Source organism: Methanosarcina baltica, assembly GCF_055394095.1.
Map to the genome: position 1 here is coordinate 2,599,334 of NZ_AP042463.1, position 12,731 is coordinate 2,612,064.

At 45.6% G+C, this 12,731-nt stretch carries 9 protein-coding genes and 3 pseudogenes; 4 read left to right on the plus strand and 8 right to left on the minus strand.

The window, feature by feature from the left end; all coding sequences use genetic code 11:
• Positions 1-52: 52 nt before the first annotated feature.
• On the plus strand, positions 53-1,615 hold the full coding sequence (gene tnpC, locus ACZ5QV_RS11350; RefSeq protein WP_464599444.1) for an IS66 family transposase: 1,563 nt from the start codon (positions 53-55) through the stop codon (positions 1,613-1,615).
• A gap of 616 nt (positions 1,616-2,231) precedes the next feature.
• Here tnpC and ACZ5QV_RS11355 read toward each other — a convergent pair.
• The 7 genes and pseudogenes from ACZ5QV_RS11355 to mtbC form a co-directional block, all read right to left on the minus strand.
• On the minus strand, positions 2,232-2,381 hold the full coding sequence (locus ACZ5QV_RS11355; protein WP_464599913.1) for a hypothetical protein: 150 nt from the start codon (positions 2,379-2,381) through the stop codon (positions 2,232-2,234).
• A 15-nt stretch (positions 2,382-2,396) separates the two neighbouring features.
• A complete protein-coding gene (locus tag ACZ5QV_RS11360; protein WP_464599914.1) occupies positions 2,397-2,693 on the minus strand; it encodes a hypothetical protein in 297 nt (98 codons plus the stop codon).
• 4 nt (positions 2,694-2,697) lie between these two features.
• Entirely contained in the window at positions 2,698-3,741 is a 1,044-nt protein-coding gene (locus tag ACZ5QV_RS11365; RefSeq protein ID WP_464599915.1) for an EamA family transporter, read from the minus strand.
• A 214-nt stretch (positions 3,742-3,955) separates the two neighbouring features.
• Positions 3,956-4,609 carry a methyltransferase cognate corrinoid protein gene (locus ACZ5QV_RS11370; RefSeq protein ID WP_464599916.1) on the minus strand — a complete coding sequence of 218 codons (654 nt, stop codon included), beginning with the start codon at positions 4,607-4,609 and terminating at the stop codon, positions 3,956-3,958.
• A gap of 12 nt (positions 4,610-4,621) precedes the next feature.
• Positions 4,622-6,112, minus strand: a pseudogene (gene mttB, locus ACZ5QV_RS11375) ([trimethylamine--corrinoid protein] Co-methyltransferase).
• Positions 6,113-6,448: 336 nt separating this feature from the next.
• A pseudogene (mtbB, locus tag ACZ5QV_RS11380) lies at positions 6,449-7,855 on the minus strand ([dimethylamine--corrinoid protein] Co-methyltransferase).
• Positions 7,856-7,886: 31 nt separating this feature from the next.
• A complete protein-coding gene (mtbC, locus tag ACZ5QV_RS11385) occupies positions 7,887-8,537 on the minus strand; it encodes a dimethylamine corrinoid protein MtbC (RefSeq protein ID WP_464599917.1) in 651 nt (216 codons plus the stop codon).
• A gap of 653 nt (positions 8,538-9,190) precedes the next feature.
• Here mtbC and ACZ5QV_RS11390 point away from each other — a divergent pair.
• Complete coding sequence (locus ACZ5QV_RS11390; protein WP_464599918.1) at positions 9,191-9,841, plus strand: hypothetical protein; 651 nt, start codon at positions 9,191-9,193, stop codon at positions 9,839-9,841.
• A gap of 48 nt (positions 9,842-9,889) precedes the next feature.
• On the opposite strand, the gene ACZ5QV_RS11395 is transcribed toward ACZ5QV_RS11390, so the two are convergent.
• On the minus strand, positions 9,890-11,197 hold the full coding sequence (locus tag ACZ5QV_RS11395) for an IS4 family transposase (RefSeq protein WP_464599919.1): 1,308 nt from the start codon (positions 11,195-11,197) through the stop codon (positions 9,890-9,892).
• A gap of 75 nt (positions 11,198-11,272) precedes the next feature.
• Here ACZ5QV_RS11395 and ACZ5QV_RS11400 point away from each other — a divergent pair, with 75 nt between their 5' ends.
• Together ACZ5QV_RS11400 and ACZ5QV_RS11405 are read left to right on the plus strand one after the other, a co-directional pair.
• Complete coding sequence (locus tag ACZ5QV_RS11400; RefSeq protein ID WP_464599920.1) at positions 11,273-12,016, plus strand: hypothetical protein; 744 nt, start codon at positions 11,273-11,275, stop codon at positions 12,014-12,016.
• A 105-nt stretch (positions 12,017-12,121) separates the two neighbouring features.
• A pseudogene (locus ACZ5QV_RS11405) lies at positions 12,122-12,325 on the plus strand (formylglycine-generating enzyme family protein); the annotation flags it as partial.
• Positions 12,326-12,731: the final 406 nt, after the last annotated feature.

The following is a 12,731-nucleotide window of genomic DNA, read 5'->3' on the forward strand; positions in this document are numbered from 1 at the left end:
ACTTTTTTCATATAGATTAATATAAAAATCATCGGATTTTGGAATGAGGTTTATGAAATGTGAAGAGATTCTTACTCAATGCCGTTCAGACCCTGAATCCATTGTTTCATATATTGAGGATCTTGAGTCTCGGTATGAAGATCTTGGATCTCGGTATGAAGATCTTGGATCTCGACACGAAGAGCTTGAATCTCGGTATGAAGATCTTGGATCTCGACACGAAGAGCTTGAATCTCGATATGAAAATCTTGAATCCGAAAACACCGAACTTCGAGAAAGACTTAATGAGTTAGAATCTCGCCTAAAAAAGAATAACCAAAACCAAAAAAGAAATCGACTTCCCTCTACTAACAATTCTACTGATAAAATACCTCAATCAAAAGGTTCACAAAAAGGAAGTTTTAGACGTCCTGGCGGCCAAAAAGGGCATCCTGGTTCTACATTAAGGATGATTAAAAATCCTGATAAAACAATCATTTATAAGCTACATAAATGTGAACATTGTGGTTGTAACATTGAGAAGATTGAAGTTATAAATTACGAGAAGAGACAAGAATTTGAAATAATTGTAAGGCGTAAAGTGACCGAACATCGTGCTGAGATCAAAAAATGTCCTTATTGTAACCGCAAAAACAAAGCTGCTTTTCCGAAATCAATTACAAAACCTGTCCAATATGGCAATATGGTTTTAACAATTGCAATTTACCTCCGAAACTACCAATTGATTCCCTATGACCGAATCAAGAAATTATTTAAAGATGCCTTTGGATTTGATATAAGCGTTGGTACAATAATTAGGGCAGAAAATAAGTTATTTCACAAGTTGAAAGGTGCTACAAACCACATCAAGAAGCAACTGATAAAAGAAAATGTCATCCATGGTGATGAAACTGGAATCGACGTTGGTGGTCAAGGGGAATACTGCCATTTAATCTCTACAAAAAAATATACATACTATTTCCATAATAGGAGTCGAGGATCAAAAGCAATGAATAAAATGGGAGTGTTGCCTAAATATAGAGGAATTATAGTCCACGATTTCTGGAAACCCTATTTTAAATACAAATGTGAACATGCGGCATGTAATGTCCACATTCAAAGAGAACTTAAAGACATTTATAACATATTCAAGCAAGTGTGGGCTGAGGAGATGTCTGATCTCCTATATGAAATTAAAAAATGCGCAGACTTTGCCAGAAAACAGGGCATACAAATAGATGAAGATACGCTCAAGACCTTTAAAGAAAAGTATCAGTCAATACTAATGAAAGGATTTGAGGACAATCCTCCACCTGAAATCTCGAAAGACAATGGGGTTAAAAGAGGAAGAAAAGCGCAGAGCGATGCAAAAAATCTCCTTGATAGACTTTCAAAGTATGAAAAAGAAATCTTGAGGTTTGCTACGGATCTAAGAGTTCCTTTCAGTAACAACCAAGCAGAAAGAGATCTCAGAATGATAACAGTTCAGCAAAAAATATCGGGAGATTTTAGGAAACCCCATGGAGCAGATGTTTTCTTTAGAATTAGGGGATACATATCTACACTAATAAAGAATAATATACCTACTATAAGTTCACTTCATGCGGCGATTGAAAATGTGCCACCCTTACCCTGAATAGATACGTTTTCTTTAGAATTAGGGGATACATATCTACACTAATAAAGAATAATATACCTACTATAAGTTCACTTCATGCGGCGATTGAAAATGTGCCACCCTTACCCTGAATAGATACGCTTGTTGTTGGTCACGATTCTTACAATGGTTCACATTACGTTTTTCATAGTATTCTTATCCTAACGGATGATTCGAATTAGATTTTCAAACTTCTCCATATTGTCCTATGAGCTTCACACCCTGACGTTACCATCGACGCATGTCATAGTAGGATTATCCCAAATGGAAGGGATAGCGTTACCGCAATTCATATTATAGCTTTCTTGTCGCACTGACATTTCTAACGTAGTCAATTAAGACTTAGGCTGGTCAACCAGGGCTTATACAAGCCCCACTGCTTTATAGGCTGTCCAACAATTACTATCAGTAATAACTGAATTCCTTCTTTTCCGAATTAAAGGCTTAATATGCCTTTTTTTTTACCTGTTTTTACCCTAAAATTGAATTGTCGGACAGCTTCTTCAGCGTGGGGTAGTTGACACCTTTGATTTCTGCCTGCCGGTTTTTATGATTTGGGAAAGGTTTGACAGGACCCATTTTTGTTTTTGAAAGTTCAGAACTGTGAAACAAAGGTCCTTGCCTGGTACAGGGCAATAACTGCCAGAATCAGGATAAGGACCATCCACATGATATCAGCCGCAGGAATAAAGGAATTTACCCAATAGGCATTGTAAGCTTCCATAGCGGCTTCTGTTTGTACCATATAAAACCCTCCGGATTACACATAACGCAGACAGGCATCCGAGCCCCGGACTTTCCCGAAGTCGGTGATCCTGTACTTGTGCAGGAGGAAACCTTTCTTATAGATCCCTTCCTCATCGACCTTTTGTTCCACGTCCTTAAGCATCCCCCCGGAAGCCAGTTCTATGATGTCGAAGTTGATGCTGTCCCTTTTATAATCCCCTTTCATGCCATACTCTTCCTGGATTTTTGAAACAATTTCATAGTTCCAGTGCTCCTTTTCATCCAGGCAAAGTTCCAGAATCCTGAATTTAATCGGGCGGTTTTTGGCCATTTAATCATCCCCTCAAGGTCTCAAGTTCGCTGGTTTCCTCCGTAATCATTATGAAACTTCCGGCAACGCAGAGCGCACCTCCAAGCAGGATAGTCCACTCAGGTCTATCTCCGAAGAAGAGGAAAATGAAGATAATTGCACAGAGTCCGTAGAGGTTTCCTATCCCCTGGCCTCTTCCTACTCCTATGAGGGGGAAAGACTTGTACCAGCAGACGTAACAGAACCCGAAGGTGATTCCCGCAAAAATCAGGACCAGCATCGTCAGAGGCTCAAAGGCCTGAAGCGCAAAAGAATACATCGGATAACCCACCAACGCAAGGATGGGTACGATAATAATCCACCAGATAATATTCTCCCCCACGAACCGGAGGGTGAGCCCCACGTCCGGCTCGGAAATGTCAAGCCCTTTGCCTGCAATGGCTCCTTCGATCCCCCAGCCGGCAGCCGCCATAAGCCCGCCGAGATATCCGATCCAGGGCACATCTCCCGCAGCAAGTTCAGTAATAAGCCCGCCGCCAAAGATTGTAATCCCGCCAATAATAATAACTAAAATCCCCATTGCCGCTCTTTTACTGATCTTTTCCCCGTACCAGTAATAGGCAAGTACCGAACCAATCACCGGGTAGAGAAGGGCAGCAACAGCCGCAAACGCTCCGCCGATAAAACCCATGGCCATGAAAGATCCGAGAATTGCCATGGGCCCCCCGAAGATAGAGGCCAGGAAGAACCACTTGGAACAGGGATGAAATTCCTTCAAAGTCCTTACAAGTTCCCCGTATTTGCCAAGTACCCCGTTCCAGAGCATAAGCGCAAGCATAACAGTGAGTGCATTGAATGCGGTAATCAGGACCGCCGTTACAACCAGGGATGTAGCATCTCCGCTTGTCTCTGCGATAACTCCGTACATTTCATCAAAAGGATTCAGGACCCATATAACAGTCCCCGGAAGGTACCAGATCCCCCAGAACACAGCACAGAAAAGGGCCCACATATACCCTTTACTGATTTTTCGTTTGCTTTCCTGCCTTTTCAAGGCTTGCAAATCCACGTCAACTCCTCCCTTTTTAAATCACGATTCCTCAGGCAGGATGCCTGCGACTTTAGTCGTGGGAGGAATGCCGTATACTTTCAGGCATTCCGTTCCACATTGATTTCTACACTCTGCTTTTGAAACAAGTTCCCATAGCATGTAACGTAGTTTTTGAAACTATCTTCCCTCACCAATGCTGGACATGCTTGTTTAGTGGAGGGTAATTGACTGATTAGACTCCCAGAGCTTCCTTTATTTTATTGACAGCATCCGTCGCGTTTTCCCCGTAGATATCGGCTCCGATCTGGTTTGCCCAGTCCTGGGTAACCGGGGCTCCTCCTACCATTGTCTTTACCTGATCGCGGATTCCGGCCTCCTTCAACTGTTCCTCAAGCGTGATCTGGGTGACCATGGTCGAGGTCATGAGGGCAGAAGAAGCGACAACGTCTGGTTTTATCTCTTTTGCTTTCTCGACGAATGTGGTAACAGTTACGTCCCTTCCCAGGTCGATTACCTCAAAGCCTCCAATACTGAGCATGGAAACCACTATGTCCTTTCCGATGGAATGGATATCCCCTTCGATGGTCCCTATTATGACCTTTCCCTTGGATTCGGTCTTGGACTGGCGCCTCTCCATTTCAGGCTTGAGGACTTCGATGCCTGCCTTCATGGCCTCTGCCGCTGCGAGCACATGAGGCAGGAAAAGAGAGCCCTGTTCAAACTTTTCCCCGACTTCCTGCATCCCTGCGGTAAACCCGTGTTCGATCATCTCCACCGGGTCGATGTCTGCTGCGAGGGCTTCCTTTGAAGCTTCTTCGGCAATTTCGGCGTCAAACTCGGTGATCGCTTCTTTCGCTTTTTCGATGATTTCTTCTTTGCTTGCCATTTTTACCCCTCCTTATCTGGCATCCCTGAAGGCCTTATCAGCCCTGTCCACAACGGCTTTCATGTCCTTCAGAAGATCCGCATCGATTGGCGGGACCTCGTGGTGTTTGAGGACATCCTGGACCTTTTCGTTCGCAACGGTTGCAAGGTCTTTGGACCCCGCGTGTTCCCAGTCCCCGAACATCATCCTGTCAATGAGCATCGGGTCGGATGGGTAGTCCACAAGCATCCTTGTCTTCTTAAGGGCCAGGAAGTTGTTTCCTATGCCCACCTTTTTGATTGACTCCACGTCCAGAGTCTCGGTGGAAACCGGGATTCCTTTCATGACCTTCTTGGTCATCTTGATAATGTCGTTGTCGATTACGAGCTGTTCCATGGAGAATGTCATTCCAAGCTCAAGCATCCCTGCACCGTAGATGGTGTTTGCTCCAGAGAGGGCAGGAAGCAGACAGGTGAGTGTCTTTTCGTGACCGGACTGGGTGTCAGGGACCTTGGCGTCAGACTAAGTGCCCGCAACAAAGGACGGAAGGCCGTAAAACTGCGCAAGTTTTGCCACAGCCGCACTGATCAGCCCGAGTTCAGGAGACCCGACCGGCGCTGTCCCTTTTTTCAGGTCGAAAGTAGTTGTGGAACTTCCGTACCAGACAGAAGCTCCGGGTACTGCAAGTTCGGCAAGCACGATCCCTGAGAGGACTTCGGCGTTGTGGGTCACAAGGGTCCCTGCAAGGTAGACGGGGGAAGATCCTCCCGACATTGCCATACTCAGGACGTTTACCGGGATTCCCAGGCGAGCTCCTTTGATAATGACCTGGCAGGCGTTCACGCTGAGTTCAAGCGGGCTTGTAGGACAGAGCAGCATGGAAAAGATAGGCTTTTTCCGGGCTTCCTCGGCATCTCCCCCATAGAGGGCCTTTGCGATGTCCCAGTAGTACTCCACGTTCTCCCCGACGGGGTCGATGTGATGGAAGTGCTTCTGGGTATTGGTAAGTGGAGTGAAGGTCTCGTGGACGTCCTGGGCCCCTTTGCCTGCCCAGTCCCTTGCGGACACCGGCAGGGAAAAGTAGTCGATGTTCTCGGCCCAGTCACAGAGCTTTGCGATATCAGCTATATCCTGGTCCACGGAGTCTATGGTGACGTATTTTCCGTCCTGATACTTGCACATCTTAACGCCGGTCCCGAAGCAGGTCCAGTGTACCTTCCCGCCGCATTCCATGACGGTATTGTATTTTTTGTCCCGGCCCCAGAGCACGAACCGAGAAGGCGCAAGCTGAAGAGCCCTTCTTACAAGGTACTCCGGAATCTTCACGATCTGGGCCTTTTCATCGACCTCACAGCCGTTTTCCTTGAAGATCTTTCTCGCTTCAGGGTCCGAGACCTGAATCCCCGGATTCATCAGGATGTCCATTGTGGCATAATGGATCGCCTTTAAATCTTCAGTTGAAAACAGGTTCAGCTCCACCCCATCGAGAGGACGAGTCCCCGCAAATGCATTACATTCAGCCATTGTTTCAATCTCCCTTTTTGTTACTTCCCTTCTTTTACTTTCATTGTTTTGTTTATGGGTTTCACTCTTCAAGGTTCTGAGATTTTCCGGAAAAACAGCAGTATCTCCCCACAATATTTCAGGAATTCCCCATTCCTTTCGGATTATGACCCATATTTCTCCAAATTTTAATAGAGAGGCCCCGTGGCTTCATCCCTTTTTATAGTAACCTTAATGGTCTCTCTATCCAGTATTTTATAAAACATATTATATATAATTTCTTGGAATTATTCTCCCCTAAAATATTCTCTTCGGAAAAAAACCCCTGAGCTTTTGCTGCCCGATTTACGGTCCTTTTTACAGCCCGGTCTGTTTCCTGAAGCAGTCACAGGAATTGATCTTTATGCCAAGGAGTTTCTCGATGTTCATCTTTGCCGCGATCCCCTTTGCGGCAGTTGGAACAGAGGTTATGACCCCGATATCAAGTTCCTCTCTAAGTTCCCTCATGACATATTCGTCCGAGAGGTCGCCGGTTTCGACACTGAGCTTCTTTGCGACATATTCTTTTGCTTCTTTTATTCTCATCTTTTTTGAGAATTCCATCCTCGCGACAAGGTCTCCTGCGGCCCGAATCCCGGTCATCCCGGAAGCCATTATGTGGGAAATCGGCATACCCATCGGGTCGCCGACCCCTATCTATATGCCGTCTACGCCTGCAATCTCGACCATTGCCTTGCTGGCCCTGGTAACGGCGTCGATGGGTGGAGTTTCGAGCATGGGAATACCGCCGACCCCCATCCCCATGTCCACATGACAGGGGAGGTTGGAGGCTTCCACCGCCGCCTTCATGAAGGTAACAGAGCGGCCGAGGTTCCAGGCCGAGGTCTTGCTGGTGTTGGTGTTACACACGGGCCCAAAGACGCTTGCACCTGCCTTTTCGATAAGTGGGGCCTGCTGGTGTGGCCAGAGTCCGGCGAGAGTTGTACCGTCGTATTTAAGTTCACCGTGCATACCGAGCACGCATTCTCCGGCCATTCCGGCTTCAATGTACATGTTCGGGAATTCTTTCCTGAGGGCCTCGATTGCGTGGAGGGTCCCATACATGTCTCCATCTCCGGCTGCGCCGGTGGTGTCGAAGTTAATGCCGTCTGCTCCGGAAGCGAAGAGTTTTTGCATGACCCACACAGTGTCCCGGGTAAGGTGTTCTGCTGCGTGTTCCATGGCGTCCCAGGCTTCCTGGATTTTGAAGGCCTTCATGAGGTCGCCGGGGTTTTCGAAGGGGCCGTCAGGGGTATAGTAGAGTCCCATGTTCGGCATTGCCCCGTAAAACATTGGGACGATCATGTTCTGCTGACAGACTTCCATTGCCTGGCACTCGTTGGAAACAATGGGTTTGACAGGCTTGTAGCTGTAGTCGATGTGCCCGAGTTCCATGGTGTCGGCCCCGAAAGCCCTTTCGTGCATCATGCAGCCTACAAGCCGGCTGGAGGGAATCCCCACTCCGCTGTTTCCCTGGTCCCCGTCAAGCCTGAGGGTCCCGATATCATGGGTAACGGGAACTTCCATACCCTGCTCAACACTCACGGTTTTTCCGGGCATCATAATGATTTCCGCAAGCTTGTCCATCTCGTCTCCCGAAAGGCCCGCAATCTCCCCGAGGTCCGCAGCGTCCGCAGAACCGGCTTCGATTTCTTCCAGGATCTTTTCTTTGCTAAGGAAGATCTTCTTTCCGTCTCCCATCCTTAATGCGTATTCCTTTGCCATTTTACATCACCTGTATTCCCGCCTCTCCACCTCATTTTCCGAGAAGGAGTTCCTTTGCTTTCTGGACGGCTTCACTTGCGTTTTCCGCATAGCAGTCAGCCCCGATCTTGTCGGCCCAGTTCTGGGTTGCGGGAGCGCCTCCTATCATGACCCTGACCTTATCCCTCATCCCTTCCTCTTTCAAAAGCTCGATAACCTCCTTCTGGCCCGGGAGGGTGGTGGTCATAAGTGCGGAAAGCCCGATCATGTCGGCGCCAACTTCCTTTGCCTTGTCTATGAAGTTCTTGATCGGGACATCCCTCCCTATATCGTAAACCTCAAAGCCCGCGGACTGGAGCATGGTCGATACGATGGACTTGCCGATGTCATGCACATCTCCCTCCACGGTCCCATTTACGATAACCCCGAGTGTCTTTGTCTTTTCTCCCGCGGGCATATTAGCCTCGAGGAGCTTTACCCCAGCTGACATGGCATCGGCAGCCATCATAACATGAGGCAGGAAAAGTTTTCCCCGCTCAAATAGGGTCCCGACCTGATTCATCCCGGCAGCTAACCCCTTTTCTATGATCTCAGCCGGTTCTATCTCCCCTTTTGCCTTTTCCACGGCAGCAATTACGTTGTCCTTCTTACAGGACACGATTGCGTCTGAAAGTTCCTGAAGTAGCTCTTCTTTGCTTGCCATTTTAAACCCCCTTTTTTCGATTTTCTCCACTCTGCTTTTGAAATTAAACCGGTTCCCGTAGCAGGTAACGCAGTTTTTAACTGTCTCCCCTCCACCAGTGTCGGATATGCCTGTCATGCATAGCACACCGTCCCCACCTCTCAGAACTTTTATATTGTACGATAAAGCTACAAATGAGGAAGCATTTGCAGATATCATGACAGATCCGGCATGTCAATTAAGACCCGGACCGGTCAAACAGAACTTGTCAAAACAAGCCCCACTGCCTGCGCAGGGTATTTGACCTTCTTTACTCCCCTTTGAAGGATTACGGTATTTCACCCCCCCACGAGGTCTGGATTTTGGAAACGGTTCAGTAAATTATTAATTGCTATGTCCAGGTTGAGCTTTCGGGAAATATCCTATAATCTATTTTTTTCCAGAAATTCCCTGGATAATATATTCCCCCAGAATTTATATAACTATTTATATACTAATTGAATTTATTCAAGCTGCCTGTTGATAACAATTATTTCAGAGCAAGCCGGGTTTTTCTTCAAGTTTGCTACGATGAGAACCAAACTTCATGAACATTTTAATCCATTTTTCAAAAACGCAATAATTTGATAAGTGATTCACCTCTATTACTCCTTCAGACCCGGAGCTGAACGTCTATGCACTCTCATCCCATCGCAATCACCCGCACCATCTACGACCCTGCCCTCAAAAATTTTGTTTTTGATTCTCCCGAAGCTCGGGCCATGCCGAACATCAGGCAGTGGATCGACAATAAAAATCCTGTTATTTACTGGTACATCCTGCGCATAGACAACCTTTCCGAACTCCAGCTTGAGCAGTGGGCTATTGAACTCTACACCCACCAAGCCCTCAACATTACGGATGCCTATATTGACGGTATAGACCGTCGTTTTGAACTCAGGAAACGCGAACGTGACCCCTGGAGTGATAAATACGTCCTCTCCATCCCGAAACAATCGGGCATTCCCATCGTAGGCCGGGGTACACGCCGCATTTTCTTCAAAGTTGACGTCAACTGCCGGGAAGGCCTGATGTACGAATACGGCATTTCCGGCAAATTCATTGTCCAGGGCTTTGAAGCTGTTGAGGTCCGGGAAAAAATGTTCCGTTATTCCTGCAAAGTAGGAGAATTTCGGCAAATCTTCAATAACAACCCGGATGAAGCCTCCATTTATGCAGAAAAACGCCTTTCAACCCGCTATTCTTCCAACTCTGTCCAGGTCTTCACCAACAGTTTCAGGATGATACACGAGCTATCCAGGTACTGCCCATTGGTCATCGGTTAAGGATTTGTATCGTTCTCATGATACCGTTTTTTCATTTCAGTCCCTAACTCACGTAGACCATTCATCCCTAAATCTTTTTCTATTGACATGCGGGTCCAAAGCTTGACTTTCGTAGACTTTCATCACAGTTTCAAAAGTTCTTTCAATACCAGCTCTATGTAAAATAACTGTCAGCAAATCTGACGCATTTTCTGCAAATATTGTGCTCCAGCGCAACTGTGTATATCGAACCATCTTTTCAGGATGAGGTGTCGAGTTTCTTACAATATTATATAGTCTTCTGCTGACGATTAACGTCAACATTGCTGTCCATATTAGAGCTTCAATAACCTGCTCATTTTTTGTATCAAGGACGTCAAGTGAATATCTACTTTTCAATTCCTTGAAAAGTAGTTCTATGTCCCACCTTGCTCCATATAATGTTGCAATGTCTTTTGTATTCAGAACATCTTTTTGAATGTTTGTTATGTACCTGTGATACTTGTTTTCTTCAGTGTTATATACTGCAACAAGGCGCACATGCATCTCATCCATTTTTTGCTTGTCATTATATGATCTTCTCTTGAACTTCATTTTTACAACTGCATCAAGATCTTTTCCATCAAGTATCTCTATGCATTCACTGACACGTTTTCCAATCAAATCTTTATGCTTTTTTTTAGGAATGCCCTCTTCAATAGAAACAATAATGGGGTCCATATTTGATTTAATTCTGGATACGAAGAATCCTCCATTTTCTTCAATTTTTACAAATGACCACTTTTTAAAGAAACCTAGATCAACGAGGAGAATACGATCTTTTACCCAAGGACCAATCGTCAATGTTTTTATCTCAGCTGTTCTTTCCCCATACAAAGCAACAGTTTTAGGTCCATTAGCAAGTACACTGACCAGAACACTCAGTTTCATTCCAGCGGTGCCCTTAATTGCTCTTGCTGCTGGGAACTTCTCTGCCAATGATTTGTGAAGACGAATGATTGTACTATCCTGGATGAAAATATCCTCAAAATTTTCAAGTTTTTTATTCAATTTTTTCCCAGGTTCCTTTGCAAGCTCTTCCATACCATGAATCACACACTGATGAAGAAAATCAACTAATTCTGGGGTGAAACGATAGTACCAAATGCTATCGCTTACTGTGGTATTTGCTTCCTTTTCATATTGCCTTTTCAAACTGGCAATTGTACGCTGTAAACGTACGCCAAAACTAAGAGTTAATACCCAAAAAAGGATTACAGGGTCAATTTTACGTTCACGTTTTATAAGACCAGTTTCTTTGGCAGTTTGCCTTAACCAATCTTCGGGAAACATTTCCCGAAGAGAATCTTCAAGGTTGGGTTGGGAATGGGGGGGCATAGCTACATTGATATTTAACTCATTAATATAAAAAACGTGTGCAAGAGTGAGTATTTAATGCTTAACCGATGACGCATGAGGTACTGCCATTCCGGTTCCATTGAAAGGGACGACCTTCTGTACAAACTCCATTTGCTGTATGCTAATTTTGAAAAAGTTCCTGAGATCACCGATGAAAAAATCAACCCTCTTCTGAATAACGGAATCAAAGAACTCAAAGTTCTCGGCATGGACAACATGGATGAATTCAAATCGTGCTACCTCCGGCTCTGTGACTCTCTTGTGGAATTGTTGCATATTGAAGTTGTGGGAGCTAAGATGAATTCCCCTCCAGTGACCCCGGCCTCCCCTCCTGTAAACCGGAAAACGGAAAATACAAACGGAAATTTCAAACCGGACAACGGAAAACGAGAATGTCCCGTATGCATGAACCTCATTGACTCTTCCAACAGGTCTTTACTGTGTGGAAAATGTAAATCGCAGTTTTGCCAGATCTGTGAAAGCTGGTTCCGTGATGAGAGAAAACGTGGGGAAAGGCCGCTTTGCGAGAATTGTTTTTCAGTTGAACAGGAACTTTTGAGAAGGCAAGAAGAAGAGAGAATAAGGAAAGAGAATGAGGAACATGAGAGATTGAGGAAACAGCGGGAAGAAGAGAGAATCAGGAAACTCAAAAACTCTATTGGCATGGAATTTGTGAAGATTCCAGCCGGTTATTTTATGATGGGGTCTCCTGAATCAGAAAAAGGCAGATATGGTGATGAAGGCCCGCTTCACAAAGTTACGATTAGAACACCTTTCCTCCTTAGGAGTCGTCACTGAATAACCTATGCATAATCTCTATTGAATGTGTTGATTTTCATGATCAAGGTCGCCAATAATAATTACAATAAATGCTAAATTGCGTAGGTTATTTCATTGCGGATCCTTAGCAAGTATCAGGTTACTCAGAAACAGTGGAAAGCTGTAATGGGCAGTAATCCTTCTCGCTTTAAAGGCGATGAAAATCCCGTTGAAAATGTATCATGGGAAGATGCTCAAAAATTCATCAAAAAACTCAATCAGATGGAAGATACTGACGAATACCGCCTGCCCTCTGAAGCTGAATGGGAATATACCTGTCGTGCGGGGCGGCCTCTGGAACTACTACGCCAAGAGCTGCCGGTCGGCGTCCCGCCTTGGGTACGTCCCGGCAAGCGCTACGGCAACGTTGGTTTTCGCTTGCTGAGGGACCTTTAATCACTTCCCCCTTTACCACTTTACCATTTTGCACTGGTAGTAGAGAATACCTCCGGCTAAACCCGAAGTCCCGAAGCATGCGAACCGCTGAATCTGAGGTGCGAACCGCTGCTGGAGTTTTGAAAAAATTTCTTACCCAGAGGCTGGAGTAAAAAAGTGAAAAATACTTATTCCTGATTACTGTGAAAAAATCATAATATTGATACCCCGACCGGTTTTTATAGTCCTCTTGAGGAAGCGAAGCGACCGAAAAGGACCCCGTGCTCCCGAAGCTGAACTCGGGAGACGGAACTCGGGA